This window comes from Siccirubricoccus sp. G192 (genome assembly GCF_019084075.1).
GTDB lineage: Bacteria > Pseudomonadota > Alphaproteobacteria > Acetobacterales > Acetobacteraceae > G192.
Map to the genome: position 1 here is coordinate 4,549,248 of NZ_JAHREN010000001.1, position 19,955 is coordinate 4,569,202.

Genomic DNA, 19,955 nt, shown 5'->3' on the forward strand with positions numbered 1-19,955 from the left:
CGCAGGCGTAGGGGAGAGCAGCGATCCACCCGCGGCCAAGCCCGCGGCGAGCAGGACGTGCAGGCAGCGCATGACAAGCCTCCTGTGCAACCCTGTCCGGGCGGCGCTTCCGCCTGCCCGGACAGGGCGAGGTGCCCCGTCAGGGCGAGGCCGGCCTGGTCTTGTTATTTCCGGCTGTCGTGACCGCCCTTGCGTCCCGCCTCCGCGGCACGCTCGGGGTTATTGGCGAAGTTGTTCGGGTCGTGCTCCTTGCCGCTGCCGACCGTCTCCTGCGGGACGCCTTTCTTGCCCTCGGCCGTCGCGTGCTGGCCGCCGGACTTTCCGGCCTCGTTCCTTCGTCCCTGCGCCTTGGCCATTTTCGCCTCCTGCGCTGCTGGCATGGGTCGAAGGCTGAAAACGCCGCCGATGGCCGCCGGTTCGATGCGGTGGCCCTGGGCCCGGGCCCGTGCGAATGACAAACCGCCCGCCAGGCAGGACCTGACGGGCGGCGCCACACCTCGACGTATCGGCCCGGCTTCCGGCCGGGCGAGGGATACGCCCCCGCCAAGCGGCAGGCTGCACGCCTGCGGTGCCGAAAGGATTGGCGCGCCTTCCGGTCGCGGTCGCGGGGTAACACGCCGGGCCGGGCGGAGTTGCAGCGGCGGGTGCCGGAACCCTGACCCTGCTGCCTACCGCCCCCGCGCCTCCGCCAGATGGTCGAACCGCCTGACATAGCTCCCCAACCCCAGGCTCTGCGACCGCAGCTCTATGATCAGGTCCTGCAATTCCGCCGCCGGCACCAGCGCCTGCACCTCGTCCCAGCCCTCCCAGCCCGGCTTCGCCTCATAGCCCAGGATCTGGCCGCGGCGGGCGCTCAGCAGGCGCTGCGCATTGGGAGTGTACTCGGCCGGCACGCTGATCGTCACCTGGTCCACCGGCTCCAGCAGCACCGGGTCGGCCTTGGCCAGCCCATCCTGCATCGCCATGCGCGTCGCGGTGCCGAAGGCCATGTCGGAACTGTCCACGGAATGGAAGCTGCCATCCAGCAGCGTCACCGCGATATCCACCACGGGGTGGCCGAGCGGCCCCTTCTTCGTCGCCAGCTCCGCCGCCTCGCCCACCGCCGGGATGAAGCGTTTCGGCACGGCGCCGCCCACCACGCGCTCCGCGAAGGTGAAGCCGGCGCCGCGCGGGCGCGGCTCGATCTCCAGCTTCACATCGGCGAATTGCCCGTGCCCGCCGGTCTGCCGCTTCAGCCGGGAATGCTGGGTCACGGCCTGGCGGATGGTCTCGCGATAGGCCACCTGCGGCCGCACCGACTTCACCTTCACGCCGGACGCCGCGGCGAGGCGTTCCAGCGCCGCGCGGAGATGGATTTCGCCCTGGCCGGCCACCACGGTCTGGCTGGATTCCGGGTCCATGGTCACGGTCAGCGCCGGGTCCTCCTCGGCCAGGCGTTGCAGCGCGCCGGAGAGCCGCACCTCGTCCTTGCGATCCTCGATGCTGATGGCCAGCGCATGCACCGGCGGCGGCGGCGCCGGAAAGGCCAGGGCTTCGGCGGCGCCGGGGCAGTCGCCGGTGGCCAGCCCCTCCATGCGGCCGAGCGCCACCACCTCCCCCGTCTCGGCCTCCGGCACCTTCTGCGCCTCGCCGCCGGGGAAGCGGTGCAGCCCGCCGATGCGCAGCCCGCCCAGGCTGCCGCCCTCCCGCACCGGGCCGCGCCAGAGCCGGGCGAAGGAAAGCCGCCCGGCATGGCCGGCATGCAGGGTGCGGAAGACCTGCGCCATGGGCTCGCCCTCGGCCTCGATGCCCAGGCGCATGGCGGTCTCCGCCGGCCAGGGCACGTCGTGCCGCAGCGCCTTCCACAGCCGGCGCAGCCCATTGCCCTGCTCGGCGGCGCCGAGCAGCACGCTCACCACCGCACCGCTGGCCTCGGCCTGATGCAGCGGGCGGTAGATCTCGGCGGGTTCCGGCACGAGGTCTTCCAGCACCTTCTCCATCAGCGCGTCGTCATGGTCGGCCAGCGCCTCCAGCAATTCGCCACGGGCCTCGGCCTCGCGCTCGCGCATCGGCTCGGGCAGGGCGATCTGCTCGGAAGCCTCGCCGCGGCGGTAGCGATAGGCGCGCTCGCTCGCCACATCGACATAGCCGACCACCGCCTCGCCCTCACGGATCGGCACCTGGCGCAGCACCAGCTTCCGCCGGCTCTGCGCCTGCAGCGCGGCCAGGCTGTCGCGGATGCTGCCCGAAAGCCCGTCGATCTTGTTGATCCAGACGAGGGCGGGGATGCCCTGGTCCTCCAGCAGGCGGAACAGCGGGCCGAGCGTGGCGGCACGGGCGGGCGCGGCCTCGCAGACCACCACCGCGAGATCCACCACCGCAAGCGCGCAGGCGGCGTCATGGGCGGATTCCACGGAGCCCGGGCAATCCAGGATGGCCCAGGGGTCGCCCATCCAGGTGCAATGGCCGAGCCGGATTTCGGTGCTCATGCCCCGCGCCGGGGCACGGCGGGGCGGCGCGCCGGCGGTCGCCAGCAGCGCGTCGAAGAGGGTGGATTTGCCGCTGCCCTGCGGCCCCACCAGGGCGATGGCGCGGGGCTTGGCCCCGCCCGGTTCTCTGCCCGCGGAACTGGCCGCCGAATTGGAACCCATGGACTCCGCCATTGGATGCTGCCCTCCCCTGGGCACGCATCCCGGCCGGCCGAATGGAGCCTTCGCGCCCGCGGGCGCTCCGGTCATCGGACAGGCCTGCCGCGGCCCCCCTGGTTGCGCCGGCGTCCGGGGCCCGGGATTTGCCCGGGCGACATGCGGCGGCGCCGTACTTGGGCGCGAGCCTAGCCGACATCGGCTTTCAAGGGGGGGCCGGAAACGCCGCCTCACCAAGCCGTGGTCGCCGCCGGCAGGGCGCGCAGGGGGCGCTACAACAACCTGGGGGCGAGTTTCTTAATCATGCCGCGCGTAATACGCATTGCTGGGCTGTGGATGTCACGCTTGCAACCTGATGCGGCGCAGCAATATGCTGCGTTGCAACATCGCAGAAAGCGAGTTTCGACGTGACCATCGGACCCCAACTTCTTGACCGGTCCCAGTTCCATCTGCTGCCGGTGCTGGGCCTCACAGCCCTTGTTATTCTCGCCCTGGGCCTGACCCTGCCCTCCCCGATCGCCTTCAGCCTCGGTGTGGCCCTTGCCATCACCGCCGGTATCACGGTGGCGGGGCGGCGGCGGCATGGCGGGTCGGACCTGCCGGCCCTGCCCTTCGCCCACGAGGGCTGACCCGCACCCCTGCGGGAAAGGGTGTCCGCCCGCGGTCCGATCCGGTAACGAGGGATCGGACCAGCGGGAGGGCACCAGATGAGCGAGGTCAGGGCCGGCAATCTCGGCGAATATGACCTGAAGGGCCGTGTTGCCGTCATCACCGGCGGCAGCAGCGGCATCGGCGCCGCCACCGCCCGGCGCCTGGCCGCCGCCGGCGCCAGCGTGGCGGTCGGCTACAACCAGGGGGCCGAACGCGCCGCCGCCCTGGCCGCGAGCCTGCCCACGAGCCAGCCCGGCCAGTCCCATCTCGCGCTCCGCACCCCCATGGAGGACAGCGCCGCGCTGCGCGCCGCCGCGGCGGAGGTGGAGGCGCGGTTCGGCCGCTGCGACCTGCTGGTGAACTCCGCCGCCACCACCCGCGCCGTGCCGCATGCGGATCTGGAGGCGCTGGACGACGCGCTGATCGACCGCGTGCTCGTCACCAATATCCGTGGCCCCTTCGCTACCATCCGCGCCTTCGCACCCCTGCTGAAGCGGGGCGGCGATGCGGTGATCGTCAATATCTCCTCGCTGGCGGCCATCACCGGCACCGGCAGCAGCATCATCTATGGCGCCTCCAAGGCGGCGCTCGACACCATGGGGATGTCGCTGGCGCGGGTGCTAGGGCCGGAGATCCGGGTGCTCTCGATCTCGCCCTCGGCCGTCGCGACGGATTTTGTGCCGGGCCGCTCCCGCGCGGCGGTGGAGCGGCAGGCCGCGGCCTCGCCGCTCGCCACCGTGACGGAGGCGGATGACGTGGCGCTGGCCATCATGGGGGCGGTGACGCATCTCCGCCTCACCACCGGCAGCGTCATCCTGGTGGATGGCGGCAAGCACCTGTAGGCCCGGCGTCGTCAGGCCGTGCCGGAGCCGCCCCGCGCCGCCGCGGGCCGCCTGTGGCGGCGCCTTGCCGGCCGCCCTTCAGCCCGCAGCGCCACGCCCTTGAGGGATTCCGCCAGCACCAGATAGGCCAGGACCAGGGCGCCGATGGCACCGAGCAGGGCAGCCGGGAGCGGTGCGAAGCCCAGGGCCGGGCCGAGCGGCCCCAGCGCCAGGCCGAGCGCCAGGGCCAGGGCACCGAGCGAGGTCGCCACCAGCACGGGATGCGGCGGCGCCCTGCGCCAGACCGGGCCGGCACTGCGGATCAGGAAGATCACCAGGATCTGCGTCGCCATGCTCTCCACGAACCAGGCGGTGCGGAACTGCTCCGGCGTGGCGCCGAAACCCCAGGGGGGGAGCCGCCAGCAGCAGGCCGAAGATCGCCAGGTCGAAGAGCGAGGAGAGCGGCCCCATCACCAGGGTGAAGCGCAGCACCGCCGCCATGTCCCAGCCATGCGGCCGGGCCAGGTCGGCCGGGTCCACCGCGTCGAAGGGGATGCCGATTTCCGACAGGTCGTAGAGGAGGTTGTTCAGCAGGATCTGCGCCGGCAGCAGCGGCAGGAAGGGCAGTGCCAGCGACGCCACCGCCATGGACAGCATGTTCCCGAAATTCGAGGAGGTGCCCATGCGGACGTATTTCATGACATTGGTATAGGTCCGTCGCCCCTCCACCACTCCGTCCGCCAGCACGCCGAGATCGGGCGCCAATAGGATCAGGTCGGCGGCGGCGCGCGCCACCTCGGTCGCGCCCTCCACCGAGATTCCGGCATCGGCGGCATGGATGGCGGGGGCGTCGTTGATGCCGTCGCCGATGAAGCCGACGGTGTGGCCACGCGCCTTCAGGGCGAGGATGACCCGCCGCTTCTGGTCCGGCGAGAGCCGGGCGAAAAGGTCCACCCTCCCCACCCTCGCGGCCAGCGCCGGGGCGTCGAGCCGGGCCACCTCCTCCCCGGTCAGCAGCCCGCGCGCCGGCAGGCCGAGCGTCTGCACCAGGTGCAGCACCACCGGCGCGGCATCGCCGGAGACCACCTTCACCCGCACCCCGGCCGCAGCCAGCCGCGCCACCGCGGCGCCGGCCGACTGCTTCGGCGGGTCGAGGAAGGCGCAGAAGCCGGCCAGCACCAGGTCCCGCTCGGCCTCCGGCCCGAGGGCCGCCTCCCCGGGCGCCTCGCCGTCCGGCACGGCACGCCAGGCCACGCCGAGCAGGCGGAGCCCCTCGGCGCCGCGCGCCTCGGCCCGAGCCAGCAGCGCGGCGCGGCTGGCCTGGTCGAGCGGCCGGGGGACGCCATCGGGGCCCTCGGCCGATATGCAGGCGGCGAGCACCGCCTCCGGTGCCCCCTTCACCACCAGCAGGCGCTGCCCGCCCTCGCTGCGGCAGAGCACGGAGGAACGGCGGCGCTCGAAGCCGAAAGGCGCCTCCGCCAGCAGGCTCCAGCCCTGCATCGCATCCGGCGGCGCCGCGGCGAGGATGGCATCGTCCAGAGTGGTGCGGGCGCCGCTGGCCAGCCCGGCATTCAGCGCCGCAAGCTGCAGCACGCGCGCCGAGGCCGCGCCATCCGGCGCCGTCGCATCGGCCAGGGCGATCCGCGCCTCGGTCAGGGTGCCGGTCTTGTCGGTGCAGAGCACATCCATGGCGCCGAGGTCGTGGATCGCCGCCAGCCGCTTCACCACTACCCGCTTCGCCGCCATGCGCAGGGCGCCGCGCGACAGCGTCACCGTGGTGACCATCGGCAGCAATTCCGGCGTCAGCCCGACCGCCAGGGCCACCGCGAAGAGGAAGCTCTCCAGGGTCGGGCGGTGGAAGACCAGATGCGCCAGCAGGACGAACAGCACCAGGAAGGCGGTCAGCCGCAGGATCAGCAGGCCGAGGCCATGCAGCCCCCGCTCGAAGGCCGTGGGCGGGCGGCGGGCCGAGAGCGCCGTGGCGATGCCGCCGAGCTGGGTGGCATGGCCGGTGGCCACCACCAGCATGGCCGCGGTGCCGGCCACCAGCGCGGTGCCGGCGAACAGCGCATCGAAGGCCTCCGCCGGGCCGGCGCCGTCGCTCGGGCCCGGGCGCTTCGGGACCGGATAGGGCTCGCCGGTCAGCAGCGCCTCCTGCGCCTGGGCGCCGTGGCTTTCCAGCACCACGCCATCGGCGGGGACCAGGCTGCCCGCAGCCAGTTCCACCACATCGCCGGGGACCAGTTCCTCCACCGGCAGGGGCCGGACCTGACCGTCGCGGCGAACCATGGCCCGCAGCGCGACACTGTCCCGCAGCTTGCCCGCCGCCACTTCCGCCCGATGCTCCTGGACCACGTCCATGACGACGGAGAAGGTGACGATAGCCAGGATGATGGCGAAGCCCGGCCAGTCGCCGGTGAGGCCGGAAACCAGCGCCGCGACCAGCAGGATGGCGACCAGCGGCTCCGCCAGACGGCGCAGGAGCCGCATGGCGAGATGCCGGCGCGGGGTGTCGGCGACGCTGTTGCGGCCATGGATGCGGAGGCGGCGCGCTGCCTCCTCGGCGCCCAGGCCCGATGCGGCGGTGCCGAGATCCCGCACCAGGCCGGGGACGGGCTGCGCCCAGAAGCGGGCGGGCAATGCGGTCGACATCGGCACAGCCTGCGCGCCGCGCCCGCTCCGCCGCAATGCGGCAAATCAAGCCCGGATCGTCCTCGTTACAACAGCCCTGGAATGGAGCATGGTTGTGCAGCCTGGATCGCCGGCCCCGCCGCGCCCCCGGAGACATGCCCCATGATCACACTCTTCTCCTACCCAGAGTTGTTCGGTGTCGCGGACAACAACCCCTATGGCCTGAAGGTCTACGCCTTCCTGCGGCTGTGCCGGCTGGACTTCCGGCATGAGCATGTCTTCGACGCGAAAGCCGCGCCGCGCGGCCAGCTTCCCTATATCGAGGATGACGGCGAGATCATCGGCGACAGCGACGCGATCATCGCCCATCTGATCGGCAGGCATGGGCTCGCGATCGACAACCACCTGACCGCCGCGCAAAGGGTCACGGACCTCCTGCTCCGCAGGACGCTCGACGACCTCTACTGGGTCATGTCCTATTCACGCTGGAGCGACGACCGCTTCTGGCCGCTGTTCCGCGACCGGATCCTCGGGACCCATCCCAACGTGACGCCGGACCAGATGGAGGCGGCCCGGGAATTCAATGCCAAGCGCTACTACTACCAGGGCATCGGCCGCTACGACGCGGCGGGGGTCTATCGCCGGGGCCTGGCCGACCTCCAGGCCCTGGCGGCACTGGTCGGGGAGAGCGGGTATCTGTCCGGCCCGGCGCCGAGCAGCATGGACGCCGGCCTCTACGGGTTCCTGGCCAATATCCTGTTCTTCGAGATCGACACGCCCCTGAAGCAATTCGTCTCCGCCCATCCGAACCTCGTCCGGCATTGCCGCTCGGTCCATGCGGCGGTGGGCTGATCCGGCCGCGCCGGCAGGGTGCTGGCGCTACTTCTGCAGCGCCTGCACGATCTCCTGCGTCACCTTCTTCGCATCGCCGAAGAGCATCATGGTGTTCGGCCGGAAGAACAGCTCGTTGTCCACCCCGGCATAGCCCGAGGACATGCCGCGCTTGACGAAGAAGACGGTCTTCGCCTTCTCCACATCCAGGATCGGCATGCCGTAGATGGCGCTGCTCTTGTCGGTCTTGGCGGCCGGGTTGGTCACGTCATTGGCGCCGATCACATAGGCCACATCGGCATCGGCGAATTCGGGGTTGATCTCCTCGAGTTCCTTGACGTCGTCATAGGGCACATTGGCCTCGGCCAGCAGCACGTTCATATGGCCCGGCATGCGGCCGGCGACCGGGTGGATGGCGTATTCCACCGTGGCGCCCTCCTTCTTCAGCAGGTCACCCATCTCCCGCAGCACCTGCTGCGCCTGCGCCACCGCCATGCCATAGCCGGGGACGATGATGATCTTCCCGGCGTTCTTCATGATATAGGCGGCGTCCTCCGGGCTGCCGGCCTTCACCGGGGCGCGGTCCGCCTCCCCCGGCCCCGCCGCCGCGCCGCCGCTATCCGTGCCGAAGCCGCCCAGCAGCACGTTGATGATGCTGCGGTTCATGCCTTTGCACATGATGTAGGACAGGATCGCGCCCGAGGCGCCGACCAGCGCGCCGGTGACGATCAGCAGCAGGTTGCCCAGGGTGAAGCCGATGCCCGCCGCCGCCCAGCCGGAATAGCTGTTCAGCATGGAGACCACCACCGGCATGTCGGCGCCGCCGATCGGGATGATGAGCAGGAAGCCCAGCGCGAAGGAGAGCAGCGCGATCAGCCAGAACAGCAGCGCATGGCCGGTGGCGACGAAAGCCACCACCAGCACCAGCAGCAGGATGCCGAGCGCCAGGTTCAGCCAATGCTGCCCCTTGAAGGTGATGGGCGCCCCGCTCATCAGCGCCTGCATTGGCGAAGGCGATCACCGAGCCGGAGAAGGTGATGGCGCCGATCGCCAGGCCGAGCGACATCTCCACCAGGCTGCCGCCATGGATATTGCCGGCATGGCCGATGCCGAAGCTCTCCGGCGCGTAGAAGGCGGCCGCCGCCACGAAGACCGCCGCCATGCCGACCAGCGAATGGAAGGCGGCGACCAGTTGCGGCAAGGCCGTCATCTGGATGCGGGTGGCGATGAAGGCGCCGGCCGAACCGCCGATGGCCAGGGCCACCAGGATCAGGCCGATGCCGCCGCCCGACATGCCCGGGCGCAGCAGCGTGGCGACGATGGCGATGCCCATGCCGACCATGCCGAAGAGGTTGCCCCGCCGGCTGGTCTCGGGATGCGAGAGGCCCCGCAGCGCCAGGATGAAGAGGACGGCGGCGACCAGATAGGCCAGCGTCGAGAGGGTGGCGGCCATCGGGTCAGCCCTTCCGCTTGAACATGGCGAGCATCCGGCGGGTGACGATGAAGCCCCCGAAGATGTTCACCGCCGCCAGCATCGCGGCGAGGAAGCCGAAGACCTGCGCCGCCAGGCTCTCGCCCAGGCCGGTGGCCAGGATGGCGCCGACGACGATGACGGAGGAAATGGCATTGGTCACGCCCATCAGCGGGCTGTGCAGCGCCGGGGTGACGTTCCAGACCACGTAATAGCCGACGAAACAGGCCAGCAGGAAGATGGTCAGCAGGTAGAGGAAGGGCTCGGCGGCACCGGCGGCCTGCTCCACCATGGGCATCTGCGCCGCGGCCAGGTCGCGTGCCTGCTGCGCGACGATCAGGGCGCGCTCGGCCATCAGGCTGGCCTGGTTGGCCAGGTCGGTCGGGTTCATGCTGTGGTTCCCTTGTTCCGGGCCATCCGCCTCAGCCTTCCGCGCCCTTCGGCGCTCCAGTCATCCGATGGCATCAGGCCGCCTTCGCCGCGGTCAGCATCGGATGCACCACCTGGCCGGCGCGGGTCAGCGTGACGCCGCGGACGATCTCGTCCTCGGCCGGCAGCTTCGGCGCCTTGGCCTCCTTGTCCCAGAAGGTGGTGAGGAAGGTCAGCAGGTTGCGGGCATAGAGCGCGGAGGAAGCGGCCGGAATCCGGCCGGGCCAGTTGGAGAAGCCGAGGATCTTCACCCCCCCCGGCGTCACCACCCCCTCCCCCGGCACGGTCAGCGCGCAATTGCCGCCGGCATCCGCGGCGAGGTCGACGATGACGCTGCCGGGCTTCATGCTCTCGACCATCGGCGCGGTCACCAGCGTCGGCGCCTTCCGTCCCTGCACAAGGGCGGTGGTGATGACGATATCCATCTTGCGGATGGCCTCGGCCACCACCGCGGCCTGCTTCTGCATGAACTCGGCGCTCATCGCCTTGGCATAGCCGCCGGCGGTTTGGGCGGCGCGGCTTTCCTCGTCCTCATGGCCGATGAAGCTGGCGCCGAGCGACTTGATCTCCTCCTTGGCGGCCGGCCGCACATCGGTGGCGGCGACCCGGCCGCCGAGGCGGCGCGCCGTGGCGATGGCCTGCAACCCGGCGACGCCGGCGCCCATGACGAAGACATTCGCCGCCGGAATGGTGCCGGCCGCGGTCATCAGCATGGGGAAGCCCTTGTCAAAGGCGGCCGCCGCCTCCACCACCGCCCGGTAGCCGGCCAGGTTCGCCTGGGAGGAGAGGATATCCATGCTCTGCGCCCGGGTGATGCGCGGCAGCAGCTCCATGGCGCAGGCCTCGATGCCCTGCGCCGCATAGGCTTCCGCGCCCTCGGTGCCGAGCTGGCCGATCAGCAGCGCGCCGCGCGGGATCAGGGCAAGCTCGTCCATCGCCCCCTCGCCCGCGCCGAGCGGCGCCCGGACCTTCAGCACGATGCCCGCCCCGGCCAGGGCCGCGGCGGCATCCGGCGCGATCTCCGCCCCCGCCTCGGCGAAGGCGGCATCGGGGATGCCGGCGGCGAGGCCGGCCCCCGTTTCCACCGCCACGGTCAGGCCGAGGCCGAGATATTTCTTCACCGTCTCCGGCGTCGCCGCGACCCGGGTTTCAGCCGGGCGCCGCTCCTTCAGGACTGCCAATCGCATCAAGGGGCCCTCTTCGCGGCCGCAACATGCGCGAAGGTGCGGGATGGCCGCAAGCCGCCTCGGCGCCGGGCAGGCCCCATTCAGCCGTTACGGTTGAATTTGTCCCCGCCGGGCGCCCCTTGGGGGCAAAGGCGCCGCATCCCCGAATTCCAGGCCCCGGCCTCGCCCGATTCCGGCAACCGGAACAGGCTTCCCGATTCTGTCGCGGCTGCCGCTTCCAGCGCGCCATGCCCGACCCCACGAGGCCGATGCCGGGCAGGAGCCGGGTGGAAGGCCCGGCACCTGCTCCGGAGTGCCGCCAACACGACTACTCCAGCCGGATATTCGCTTCCCGGATGAAGGCATGCCATCTTGTGCTCTGCTCCTGGAAAAACCGGGCAAACTCCTCGGGCGTATTGGCCTTCGCCTGCAGATCGGTGCTCCGCAGCCTCTCGGCCACAGCCGGTGTCGCGATGGTCTCGTTCAGGCTCCTGTTGAGCTTCTCCACGATGGGCCTCGGCGTTCCGGCCGGCACGAAGACCCCGTTCCATTCATAGGTCTCGAAGCCAGGCAGGGTATCGGACAGGGGCGGCAGGTCGGGCAGTGCCGCAAGCCGGTCCTTGCCCGTATGGCAGAGGGCCCGGAGGCGGCCGCTCTTCACGAAGGCGATCGCGGTATCGGCATTGCCGAAATAGTATTTCACCTGCCCGCCCAGGAGGTCATTGGTCGCCGGCCCGCCGCCACGGTACGGAACGTGGTTGACCTCGATACCCGCCCGCCGCGCGAAGAGCTCGAGCGCGAGGTGCTGCACGCCGCCGCTTCCGGCGGAGGCCCAGTTCATCCGCCCGGGATTGGCCTTCGCCTCCGCGATGAGCTCGGCGACGGACCTGGCCGTGGCCGACGGATGCGTCAGCAGCAATTGCGGCACGGTGATGGACTGGAACACCGGGACGAGGTCGCGCACCGGGTCGAAGCTCAGTTGCGGAAACAGGATCGCGGTCGAGAGAGGGGTGGTTCCATACAGGACCGTATAGCCGTCCGGCGCCGCGGCGGCGACGAAGCCGCTGCCGATCATGCCGGTGGCGCCGGTGCGGTTGTCCACCACGAATTGCTGGCCGGTGCGCTGCGAGGTCTCGGTGAACAGCACGCGGGCGACCGTATCCGCGGTGCCCCCGGGCGGCCACCCCACGACCACCCGCACCGGCCGTGCCGGCCATTCCGCATCCTGGGCCCGGGCCGTGGCGGCGGGCGCCGCGACGAGCCCCGCCGCCGCGGCCAGGAGATTGCGGCGCGGAAGGCGCTGATGCGGCGGGAAAACATGCTCCGTCAAGGCAGGCTCCTCTCGGTGGTTGCGGGTTCCGCGGCGGGGTCAATCGACCCTGATGCCGGCGGTGCTGATGACATGCGACCACTTCGCGGTCTCGGCGGCGAAGAAGCGCCGCGCCTCCTCCACGGTGCCGCCGATGGGCGTCGCGCCGCCCTGGGCGAAGCGGCCACGCAACTCGGGGTCCGCCAGGGCGGCGCGGAGATCGGCATTCAGCCGCTCCAGCAGCGGTGCCGGGGTGGAGGCGGGCGCGGCGATGGTGAACCAGGCCGTGGCGACATAGCCTTCCAGCCCGGCCTCGGCCGCGGTCGGGGCTTCCGGCAGGCTCTCCGAGCGGCCGGCGCTGGTCAGCGCCAGGACGCGCACGCGCCCCTCGCGGGCCAGCGGCGGCACGGTGGGCAGGTTCTCGAACATCACCTGGATGCTGCCCGCCACCAGGTCGTTCAGGGCCTGGGAACTGCCGCGATAGGGCACATGCGTCAGCCGCACGCCGGCCACGAGCATGAACAGCTCGCCCGCCATATGCGTGGAGGTGCCGTTGCCGGCGGAGCCGAAGGTGAGCTCCCCGGCTTCCGCCGCGCCAGTTCGATCAGCTCGCGCAGGTTGCGCGCGGGAAGTGCCGGGTGGGTGATGATGGCATTGGGGAATTCCGCCAGCACCACGACGGGGGCGAGGTCGGTGACCGGGTTGTAGGAAAGCGAGCGATAGATCGCGCTCGCCGCATGGATGCCGATGGTGCCGAGCACCAGCGTGTGCCCATCGCCCGGGCTGCGCGCCGCCTGCTCGGCGCCGATATGCCCGCCGGCGCCCGGCCGGTTGTCCACCACCACCTGTTGCCGCCAGCGCGTGGACAGCGCCTGGCCCGTGATGCGCGCCAGCACATCGGCCGACCCGCCCGCCGCGAAGGGCACGATGAGCCGCACCGGGCGCTGCGGGAACTCCGCATCCTGCGGCATCTGGGCCCGGGCAGCCGCCCAGGGCGCGGCGGCCAGGGCGAGAGCAAGCAGGGGGGGCGAGGCTCCGGCGCAGCATCGGCGATCCTCCAGGTCTTTGCGGGGATCACCGCATGGCAGGGCCGGGCTGGCAAGCCGGAGCGGCCATCCGCGCCCGGTCGACGGGGGAATGCCCATGCGGCATCCTGCCGCCGTGCCGGACTGGCGCATTGGGCAGGAGGAACGAACCATGCAGAAGCGCAGCTTGGGCCGGTCGGGGATCGAGGTGCCGCCCATCATCGTCGGCGGCAATGTCTTCGGCTGGACGGCGGACAGGGACATGTCCTTCCGCCTGCTCGATGCCCTGGCGGAGGCCGGGCTGAACGCGATCGACACGGCCGATGTCTACTCCGCCTGGGCGCCCGGCCATGCCGGGGGCGAGTCCGAAACCGTCATCGGCGAATGGCTGCAGGCCCGCGGACGGCGGCGGGACGTGCTGATCCTGACCAAGGTCGGCATGGAGATGCCGGGCCGCGGCAAGGGGCTCTCCGCCGCCTGGATCATGCAATCCGCCGAGGAGAGCCTCAAGCGCCTGAACACCGATGTCATCGACCTCTACCAGGCCCACAAGGACGACGAGGCCACCCCGCTCGAGGAGACGCTCGGCGCCTTCGCCCGGCTGGTCGAGCAGGGCAAGGTCCGGGCCATCGGCGCCTCCAACTACAGCGCGCCGCGCCTGAAGGCGGCGCTGGAGACCAGCGCGAGGCTCGGCCTGCCGCGCTTTGAAAGCATGCAGCCGCTGTACAACCTGATGGAGCGCGGGATCGAGGCCGATCTGCTGCCGCTGTGCCGGGAGCAGGGCATCGGGGTCATTCCCTACTACGCCCTGGCGGCCGGCTTCCTCACGGGCAAATACCGCTCCGAAGCCGATCTCTCGAAAAGCGTGCGCGGCGCCCGCAGCGCGGCGCAGTACCTGAACGAGCGCGGGATGCGGGTGCTCGCCGCCCTCGACGCGGCGGCGGCCCGCCTCGGCGCCACGCCGACGCAGGTGGCGCTGGCATGGCAGATCGCCCGCCCCGGCATCACCGCCCCCATCGCCAGCATCACCAGGCCTGAGCAGTTGCAGGACCTGGTGAGGGCTACCGCCCTGACCCTGGACCGGGACGCCATGGCGGCGCTGGACGCGGCGAGCGGGTAACGCAGGGGCCGGGGCGGCGGCCGGGTCCGGCCGCCCCGCGCGGCTATTCGGCTGCCGCCAGCAGGCTTTCGCCAGGCTGCAACCGGGTGAAATGCACCGGCCGCCAGTCCAGCGCGATCCGGCCCGCCGCCAGGGTGGCGACGGTATGGGAAAGCCCGTCCCGCCCCGCATCGGTCTCAGGGAAATCCTCGCGCCAATGGGCGCCGCGGCTTTCCCGCCGCGCCTCGGCGGCGGCCACGATGCTGCGGCTGACCAGGACCAGGGATTTCAGGTTCAGCCAGTCGTGCCAGGTGAGGTTGAAGGCGCGGTCCTGGCCGTCCAGCCCGGCTGCGTCCAGCTCGGCCTCCAGCGCATCCAGGCCGCGCGCCGCCTCGGCCAGCCCGGCCGCATCCCGCAGGATGCCGGCCTTCTCCCACATCAGCGCATGCAGCCCGTCGCGGATCGGCGAGAGCGGCGCGGCGGGCCGCCCGAAGGGCGCCAGGGTGGCGGCGATGGCGGCCTCCAGCGCCGCACGGTCCGGTTCCTCGAAGGCGCCATGCCGCGGCACCCAGCGCCCCATGCTGTCGCCGGCGATGCCGCCGAAGACGGTGGAATTCGCCACGCCATTGCCGCCCAGCCGGTTCGCGCCATGCACGCCGCCGGTATCCTCGCCGGCCGCGAAAAGTCCGGGCAGTTCGGTGCTGCCATCGGGGGCGAAGACCAGCCCGCCCATCATGTAATGCGCGGTCGGCACCACCGGCACGCGACCGCCGGCCAGGTCGAAGCCGCAATCGGCGCAGCGTTCCACCATGCCCTTGAACATCCGGCGGACCTTCTCGGCGCCGAGATGCCGCATCTCGATCCAGAGCCCGCCCTCGGCATTCACATTGCCCGCCAGCATCTCCCGGTACATGGAGCGGCTGACGATGTCGCGCGTCGCCCGCTCCAGCCGCGGATCGTATTTGTGCATGAAGCGCTCGCCATCGCCGCCGAGCAGATAGCCGCCGGCGCCGCGCAGCCCCTCCTCGATGATGGTGCCGGTCATGCGCGTGCCCGGGCCGGCGAGCACGCCGGTCGGGTGGAACTGCACCATCTCCATGTCGCGCAGCGGCAGCCCCGCTTGCAGCGCCATCGCCATGCCGTCGCAGGACTTGTCGCCGGAGGGGGTGTGGTAGGTGTACATGGTCGGCCCGCCGCCGGTGCCGAGCAGCACCGCGCGCGCCTGGCAGAAGACCAGCTCGCCGCTGCGCACATCGACCAGCAGTACGCCCGAAAGCCGCGAGCCATCCGCCGTGCGGATCAGCGCGACGGCGCGGTGCTCCTCCAGCCGCTCGATGCCGCGCGCCCAGACCTGTTCGGCCAGGCGGTTGATGATCTCGATGCCGGTCAGGTCGCCCTTGTGCACCGTGCGGTCGAAGGTCTGGCCGGCGAAAGCCTTCTGGTGGATGGTGCCGTCCGGGTTGCGATCGAAGAAGCAGCCCCAGCGGTTCTCAAGCTCGCGGATGCGGTCCTGCGCCACCGTCACCAGGGTCCAGGCGAGGTCCTGGTCGTTCAGCCATTTCCCGCCATCGAGCGTGTCCATGAAATGCCGCTCGGCGGAATCGCCCTCGGCAATGGCGACATTGTAGCCGCCCTGCACCATGCGGGTGCAGCCGGACTTGCCGAGCAGCCCCTTCACCGCCACCGTCACCTGCAATTCCGGCGCCGCATCCTTGGCATGCAGCGCCGCCAGCAGCCCGGCGCCGCCGGAGCCGAGCACCAGGATATCCGTGCGGATGCGGCGCGGCGCGGTCATGGCCGGGCGCCTTCGGCCGCGCCGAGCTTCTCCAGCACCGCCTGCCGCCGCGCCGCCACCTTGGCGTTCACCTCCGTGTAGAGGCTGCCGCCATGGCTATCCATGGCGACCAGCAGCGGGCCGAAATCGCGGATGCGGAATTTGTAGAGGCTTTCCGGGTTGAGGTCGTCGAGATCGACATCCTCCAACTGCTCGATCCAGGTGGTCTCCAGCGCCGCCGCGCCGCCCACCACGGCCAGGTAGCAGCCGCCAAGCTCGGCGAAGGCGCGCAGGCTCTCCTCGCGCAGCCCGCCCTTGCCGATGATGATCCGCACGCCTTCCCGCTCCATTAGCGGCCGGGTGAAGCGCTCCATGCGGTCCGAGGTGGTGGTGCCGACGCAGACCGGGGCATAGCCGGCGGGATGCTCCGGCGAGGGCTCCACCTTGCGGAGATTGGGCGCGGTATGGATCACGGCATGGCCGCGCAGGTCGAATTTCGTGCGGCGGCCATGGTCGAACATGTGGATCTGCGTGGCGTCGCGGATGCCGAAGAGGGTGGATTGCAGGGTCACGCGGTCGCCAACGCGCAGGGCGCGGATATCCGCCTCGGAAACCGGGGTGTTCAGCACATGATCGGCCATGGTTCAGAACCCCACCACGATGCCATCGGGCGTGAAGGTCGCGCTGGCGCGCCGCGCGCTGTGGCACTGGATGTTCACCGCCACCGGGTTCATGGTGATATGCGTCGCCGCCGTCTCCACATGCACGGCGAAGCTGGTGCCATCGCCGCCCAGGCCCTGCGGCCCGATGCCAAGGCCGTTCACCGCGTCAGACAATTCCGCCTCCAGCTTCGCACCCTCGGCATCGGCGCAGCGCGAGCCGAGCGGCCGGGTCGCCGCCATCTTCGCCAGATGCATGCAGAGGTCGGAGGTGCCGCCGATGCCGACGCCGACGATGGTGGGAGGGCAGACCTTGCCGCCGGCCTGCATCACCCGGTCCACCACGAAGCGCTTCACCGCGGCGAGCCCATCCGCCGGGATCAGCATCTGCAGGAAGCTGCCATTCTCGCTGCCCGATCCCTTCGGGATCATCTCCAGGCGGAGTTCCCGGTCGCGATCGGTGAAGTCGATATTGATGACCGGCACCCGCTCGCCGCAGCTGGTATGCTCGTTCTTCCGGGTGATGGGATGCACGACCGAGGAGCGCAGCGGCGCCTCCCGCGTCGCGCGCGCCGTGCCGCGGGCGATCGCCGCCTTCAGGTCCCAGCCATCCAGCGCGATGTTGCGGCCGATCAGCACGTTGAAGATCGGGATGCCGGTATCCTGGCAGAGCAGGTTGTCCATGCGTTCCGCCACGCCGATATTCTCGATCATGGTGGCGAGGATGGCCTTGGCGGTGCCGTCCGTCTCATCGGCATCGAGCCGGGCGAAGCCCTGCTTGATGTCGTCCGGCAGGATCTTGCAGGCCCGGATATAGAGCAGCTTCGCCGCCTCCTCGACGGCGCCGGGGTCGATCCGCAACGGCTCGGCATTGGGCCTGGAAACATGGGTCATCGCGTTCTCCTCCCGTCCATCAGGCCACCAGCGAGAGGCCGGAGGCCAGAAGCAGCGCCAGCAGCACCAGGCGGTAGCGCTCCGCCGTCGCGGCATGGAAGGCCCGCACGCCGAGCCAGCCGCCCAGGGCCAGGACCGGCAGCAGCAGCAGCAGCCGCTCCCCGGTGCCGCCGCCGAAGAGCCCGGCGCCGAAGGCCCAGGCCAGGGCCAGCGACTGCATCACCAGGATGAAGGGCTGGTAGACGCCGCGCGCCGTATCCTTGCGCCAGCCGCGCAAGTCGCACCAGATGGTCGGCAGCGCGCCGGAGAAGCCGCCGACCCCGCCCAGCACGCCGCCGGCGAAACCCACTGCCGCATCGGCGCCGCGGCCGCCGGCCGTCATCGGCGCGGGCGCCCGGCGCAGCGCCAGCCGGGCCAGCATCCAGCCGGCATAGAGGATCAGCAGCACCCCCACCGCGAAGCCGAGCGTGCGGGCATCGATATGCGCCAGCGCCAGGGTGCCCAGCGGCACGCCGAAGACGCCGCCGACCAGGAAGGGCGCCGCCGCGCGCCACTGCACGACCCGGCGCAGCGAGAGCAGGGTGCCCACCTGCATCAGGGTGCTGGCGGCGATCACCAGCGGCGCCGCCTCGGTGGGCGGCAGCAGGTGATACCAGACGCCCGAGGCGATCAGCGCGAAGGCGAAGCCCGCCAGCCCCGCGGCGAAGGCGGCGAAGAAGCCGCCCGCCAGCAGCCAGAGGAGGTCAGAGGACATCGTGCGGATGCGCGTTCAAAAAACAGCCAGGAGGAACAGCAGGCCGGCGGCAAGGGAGATCCCGGCCGAGGCCGCCACCAGATCCTTCTGCCGACGCCGCCAGCCAAGGAATTCCAGCGCCAGCACTCGCAGCCCGCCGGCGAGATGCGCCGCCAGCAGCAGCACCAGGCCGAATTCCGCGGCCTTCACCAGCGGGCGGTCGGTCCAGCGCAGGAAGCCCTCCAGCGCCGCCTCGCCCTGGATGGCGCCGCCGAGCGCCCAGAAATGCAGTGGCAGGAACAGCGCCAGCAGCAGGCCGGAGATGCGGTGCACGAGGAAGGCAAGGTAGGTCGGGTGGGAGCGGGGCCGGAGGTCCATCATGCTGCGTAGAGCCCCCAGGCGGCACGGATGCCGAAGCCCGCGGTGGCCAGCCCGATGCCGAGCCAGGCCAGGTCGAAGCCGCGGCCGCGCCAGCCCAGCGTCTCGCCCGCGATGTTGCGCAGCCCGATCGCCCCATGCAGCCCGGCGCAGAGCGCGAAGACCGCATAGAAGCCGAGCCATAGCGCGTCGCCCCGCAGCCGCCCCAGGATCTCCGCCGCCGTCAGCCCGCCGCGCACCGCCAGGATGATGGTGACGAGGTGCACCGTCACCGCCAGCGCCAGCACCATGGCGGTGACGCGCTGGGCGATCCAGAGATGCATCTGGCCTTGCGCCACGCGGTTCACGCGCGCCGCCCGAGCAGCGTGTCCCAGAACAGGCTGCGCTTCAGCCCGGCGATGGCCGCGGAAGGATCGAGCTGCTTCGGGCAGCGCTCGGTGCAGCTTTGCGTGGAGTGGCAGGAATGGCAGCCGGCATCGCCCGCCACTGCCTCCATGCGTTCCTGCCGGGCGCCGTCGCGCACGTCGTTCACCAGGGTCCAGGCGCGGTTCAGCGCGGCGGGGCCGAGATAGTCGGGGTTCCAGGCCACCACGTCGCAGCTTGCATGGCAGACGCCGCAGCCGATGCATTCGATGCCCGCATCGGCCTCCCGCCGCTGCTTGGAGGCAGGGGGGACCACGTGGAATTCCTGGGGCACCGCGCCATCCGGTGCATCCTTCGGCTGGAAGCGGCCGCGCGCCCGGGCCCATTTGTCGAAGAAGGGCGCCATGTCGGTGGCGAGGTCGCGGATAACAGGCAGATTGGCCAGCGGCCGCAATCCCAGCCTGCCATCGGCGCCGATGACGCGGCTCGCATGGGTGCGGCAGGTCCAGCGGGCGCGGCCATTCACCATCATGGCGCAACTGCCGCACATGCCGACCCGGCAGGCGAAGCGATAGGCAAGCGAGGGGTCCAGCTCCCGCTGGATATGGGTGACGATATCGAGCACGGTCTGGTTGCCGCGCGCCGGCACCTGGTAGCGCTGCATCGCGCCCTCGGCACCGCCGCGCCAGATGCTGACCTCAAGCGTCCCCGCCGCTTCCACCATCGGCATTCTGCCTTATTCCGCCGTAATTTCCCGAGCCAGTCTTGTATAAGACACAAGACTTGCCTAGCCTTAATCGCGAAATATTTCGAAGGTGAAAAAATGGGCAAGCCGATCCGGGGGGCGGATGCGCTGGTCGAGGGGTTGGCGCGGGCCGGGGTGGGAACGGTCTTCACCCTCTCGGGCAACCACATCATGCCGGTCTTCGACGCCCTGCTGGGGCGAGGAATCGAGCTGATCCACACCCGCCAGGAAGCCGCCGCCGTGCATATGGCCGATGCCTATGCCCGCCTCACCGGCGAGGCCGGGATCGCCCTGGTGACGGGTGGGCAGGGCCATACCAACGCGGTGGCCGCGCTCAGCACCGCCATGGCGG

At 71.0% G+C, this 19,955-nt stretch carries 17 protein-coding genes and 4 pseudogenes; 5 read left to right on the plus strand and 16 right to left on the minus strand.

Annotated elements, in window-relative coordinates:
- Window positions 1–164: 164 nt before the first annotated feature.
- Both KSF81_RS21975 and KSF81_RS21980 read right to left on the minus strand, forming a co-directional pair.
- The gene (locus KSF81_RS21975; RefSeq protein ID WP_254453681.1) at window positions 165–356 is read right to left on the minus strand and encodes a KGG domain-containing protein; all 192 of its coding nucleotides are present in this window, start codon (window positions 354–356) and stop codon (window positions 165–167) included.
- A 312-nt stretch (window positions 357–668) separates the two neighbouring features.
- The gene (locus KSF81_RS21980) at window positions 669–2,630 is read right to left on the minus strand and encodes an elongation factor G (protein ID WP_217380775.1); all 1,962 of its coding nucleotides are present in this window, start codon (window positions 2,628–2,630) and stop codon (window positions 669–671) included.
- Between the two features lie 401 nt (window positions 2,631–3,031).
- On the opposite strand from KSF81_RS21980, the gene KSF81_RS21985 reads away from it, so the two are divergent.
- Entirely contained in the window at window positions 3,032–3,253 is a 222-nt protein-coding gene (locus KSF81_RS21985; RefSeq protein WP_217380776.1) for a hypothetical protein, read from the plus strand.
- A 78-nt stretch (window positions 3,254–3,331) separates the two neighbouring features.
- On the plus strand, window positions 3,332–4,117 hold the full coding sequence (locus KSF81_RS21990) for an SDR family NAD(P)-dependent oxidoreductase (RefSeq protein ID WP_217380777.1): 786 nt from the start codon (window positions 3,332–3,334) through the stop codon (window positions 4,115–4,117).
- An 11-nt stretch (window positions 4,118–4,128) separates the two neighbouring features.
- On the opposite strand, the gene KSF81_RS32405 is transcribed toward KSF81_RS21990, so the two are convergent.
- Together KSF81_RS32405 and mgtA are read right to left on the minus strand one after the other, a co-directional pair.
- Window positions 4,129–4,449: a hypothetical protein gene (locus tag KSF81_RS32405; protein ID WP_375293345.1), complete on the minus strand. Its 321-nt coding sequence runs from the start codon at window positions 4,447–4,449 to the stop codon at window positions 4,129–4,131.
- A 130-nt stretch (window positions 4,450–4,579) separates the two neighbouring features.
- Window positions 4,580–6,748 (minus strand): annotated as a pseudogene (gene mgtA / locus KSF81_RS21995) (magnesium-translocating P-type ATPase); the annotation flags it as partial.
- 141 nt (window positions 6,749–6,889) lie between these two features.
- On the opposite strand from mgtA, the gene KSF81_RS22000 reads away from it, so the two are divergent.
- Complete coding sequence (locus KSF81_RS22000; RefSeq protein ID WP_217380779.1) at window positions 6,890–7,579, plus strand: glutathione S-transferase family protein; 690 nt, start codon at window positions 6,890–6,892, stop codon at window positions 7,577–7,579.
- A gap of 27 nt (window positions 7,580–7,606) precedes the next feature.
- Here KSF81_RS22000 and KSF81_RS22005 read toward each other — a convergent pair.
- The 5 genes and pseudogenes from KSF81_RS22005 to KSF81_RS32410 all read right to left on the minus strand — a co-directional run bounded on the left by KSF81_RS22005 (window position 7,607) and on the right by KSF81_RS32410 (window position 13,222).
- Window positions 7,607–9,011, minus strand: a pseudogene (locus tag KSF81_RS22005) (NAD(P)(+) transhydrogenase (Re/Si-specific) subunit beta).
- A gap of 4 nt (window positions 9,012–9,015) precedes the next feature.
- On the minus strand, window positions 9,016–9,420 hold the full coding sequence (locus tag KSF81_RS22010) for an NAD(P) transhydrogenase subunit alpha (protein WP_217380780.1): 405 nt from the start codon (window positions 9,418–9,420) through the stop codon (window positions 9,016–9,018).
- 73 nt (window positions 9,421–9,493) lie between these two features.
- On the minus strand, window positions 9,494–10,645 hold the full coding sequence (locus KSF81_RS22015) for a Re/Si-specific NAD(P)(+) transhydrogenase subunit alpha (RefSeq protein WP_217380781.1): 1,152 nt from the start codon (window positions 10,643–10,645) through the stop codon (window positions 9,494–9,496).
- A gap of 307 nt (window positions 10,646–10,952) precedes the next feature.
- A complete protein-coding gene (locus tag KSF81_RS22020) occupies window positions 10,953–11,954 on the minus strand; it encodes a tripartite tricarboxylate transporter substrate binding protein (protein ID WP_217380782.1) in 1,002 nt (333 codons plus the stop codon).
- Between the two features lie 39 nt (window positions 11,955–11,993).
- Window positions 11,994–13,222 (minus strand): annotated as a pseudogene (locus tag KSF81_RS32410) (Bug family tripartite tricarboxylate transporter substrate binding protein).
- Here KSF81_RS32410 and KSF81_RS22030 point away from each other — a divergent pair.
- Entirely contained in the window at window positions 13,131–14,078 is a 948-nt protein-coding gene (locus KSF81_RS22030) for an aldo/keto reductase (protein WP_217380784.1), read from the plus strand. The pseudogene KSF81_RS32410 and the gene KSF81_RS22030 overlap by 92 nt on opposite strands.
- A gap of 43 nt (window positions 14,079–14,121) precedes the next feature.
- Here the strand turns inward: KSF81_RS22030 and KSF81_RS22035 are convergent, their stop codons facing one another.
- The 7 genes from KSF81_RS22035 to KSF81_RS22065 are packed head-to-tail and all read right to left on the minus strand — an operon-like array spanning window position 14,122 to window position 19,588.
- On the minus strand, window positions 14,122–15,852 hold the full coding sequence (locus KSF81_RS22035; protein ID WP_217380785.1) for an L-aspartate oxidase: 1,731 nt from the start codon (window positions 15,850–15,852) through the stop codon (window positions 14,122–14,124).
- On the minus strand, window positions 15,849–16,472 hold the full coding sequence (locus KSF81_RS22040; protein WP_217380786.1) for a fumarate hydratase C-terminal domain-containing protein: 624 nt from the start codon (window positions 16,470–16,472) through the stop codon (window positions 15,849–15,851). Before KSF81_RS22040 ends, KSF81_RS22035 begins: the two co-directional genes overlap by 4 nt.
- A 3-nt stretch (window positions 16,473–16,475) precedes the next feature.
- A complete protein-coding gene (locus KSF81_RS22045; protein ID WP_254453684.1) occupies window positions 16,476–17,384 on the minus strand; it encodes a fumarate hydratase in 909 nt (302 codons plus the stop codon).
- 19 nt (window positions 17,385–17,403) lie between these two features.
- Window positions 17,404–18,138 (minus strand): sulfite exporter TauE/SafE family protein, encoded by a 735-nt coding sequence (locus KSF81_RS22050; RefSeq protein ID WP_217380787.1) that lies wholly within the window; start codon window positions 18,136–18,138, stop codon window positions 17,404–17,406.
- 15 nt (window positions 18,139–18,153) lie between these two features.
- Complete coding sequence (locus tag KSF81_RS22055; RefSeq protein WP_254453685.1) at window positions 18,154–18,498, minus strand: succinate dehydrogenase; 345 nt, start codon at window positions 18,496–18,498, stop codon at window positions 18,154–18,156.
- On the minus strand, window positions 18,495–18,842 hold the full coding sequence (locus KSF81_RS22060; RefSeq protein ID WP_309139648.1) for a succinate dehydrogenase: 348 nt from the start codon (window positions 18,840–18,842) through the stop codon (window positions 18,495–18,497). The genes KSF81_RS22055 and KSF81_RS22060 overlap by 4 nt, the downstream gene beginning before the upstream one ends.
- Window positions 18,839–19,588 carry a succinate dehydrogenase/fumarate reductase iron-sulfur subunit gene (locus tag KSF81_RS22065; protein WP_254453686.1) on the minus strand — a complete coding sequence of 250 codons (750 nt, stop codon included), beginning with the start codon at window positions 19,586–19,588 and terminating at the stop codon, window positions 18,839–18,841. The genes KSF81_RS22060 and KSF81_RS22065 overlap by 4 nt, the downstream gene beginning before the upstream one ends.
- Window positions 19,589–19,681: 93 nt before the next feature.
- Between KSF81_RS22065 and KSF81_RS32415 the strand changes: the two are divergent.
- Window positions 19,682–19,894, plus strand: a pseudogene (locus KSF81_RS32415) (thiamine pyrophosphate-binding protein); the annotation flags it as partial.
- Window positions 19,895–19,955: the final 61 nt, after the last annotated feature.

What these genes read in the sequence shown, in the direction of transcription:
- KSF81_RS21975 (WP_254453681.1), bottom strand. Translation starts at nt 356, where the DNA reads ATGGCCAAGGCGCAGGGACGAAGGAACGAGGCCGGAAAGTCCGGCGGC.
- KSF81_RS21980 (WP_217380775.1), bottom strand. Translation starts at nt 2,630, where the DNA reads ATGGGTTCCAATTCGGCGGCCAGTTCCGCGGGCAGAGAACCGGGCGGG.
- KSF81_RS21990 (WP_217380777.1), top strand. Translation starts at nt 3,332, where the DNA reads ATGAGCGAGGTCAGGGCCGGCAATCTCGGCGAATATGACCTGAAGGGC.
- KSF81_RS32405 (WP_375293345.1), bottom strand. Translation starts at nt 4,449, where the DNA reads ATGGCGACGCAGATCCTGGTGATCTTCCTGATCCGCAGTGCCGGCCCG.
- KSF81_RS22000 (WP_217380779.1), top strand. Translation starts at nt 6,890, where the DNA reads ATGATCACACTCTTCTCCTACCCAGAGTTGTTCGGTGTCGCGGACAAC.
- KSF81_RS22010 (WP_217380780.1), bottom strand. Translation starts at nt 9,420, where the DNA reads ATGAACCCGACCGACCTGGCCAACCAGGCCAGCCTGATGGCCGAGCGC.
- KSF81_RS22015 (WP_217380781.1), bottom strand. Translation starts at nt 10,645, where the DNA reads ATGCGATTGGCAGTCCTGAAGGAGCGGCGCCCGGCTGAAACCCGGGTC.
- KSF81_RS22030 (WP_217380784.1), top strand. Translation starts at nt 13,131, where the DNA reads ATGCAGAAGCGCAGCTTGGGCCGGTCGGGGATCGAGGTGCCGCCCATC.
- KSF81_RS22035 (WP_217380785.1), bottom strand. Translation starts at nt 15,852, where the DNA reads ATGACCGCGCCGCGCCGCATCCGCACGGATATCCTGGTGCTCGGCTCC.
- KSF81_RS22040 (WP_217380786.1), bottom strand. Translation starts at nt 16,472, where the DNA reads ATGGCCGATCATGTGCTGAACACCCCGGTTTCCGAGGCGGATATCCGC.
- KSF81_RS22045 (WP_254453684.1), bottom strand. Translation starts at nt 17,384, where the DNA reads ATGACCCATGTTTCCAGGCCCAATGCCGAGCCGTTGCGGATCGACCCC.
- KSF81_RS22050 (WP_217380787.1), bottom strand. Translation starts at nt 18,138, where the DNA reads ATGTCCTCTGACCTCCTCTGGCTGCTGGCGGGCGGCTTCTTCGCCGCC.
- KSF81_RS22055 (WP_254453685.1), bottom strand. Translation starts at nt 18,498, where the DNA reads ATGATGGACCTCCGGCCCCGCTCCCACCCGACCTACCTTGCCTTCCTC.
- KSF81_RS22065 (WP_254453686.1), bottom strand. Translation starts at nt 19,588, where the DNA reads ATGCCGATGGTGGAAGCGGCGGGGACGCTTGAGGTCAGCATCTGGCGC.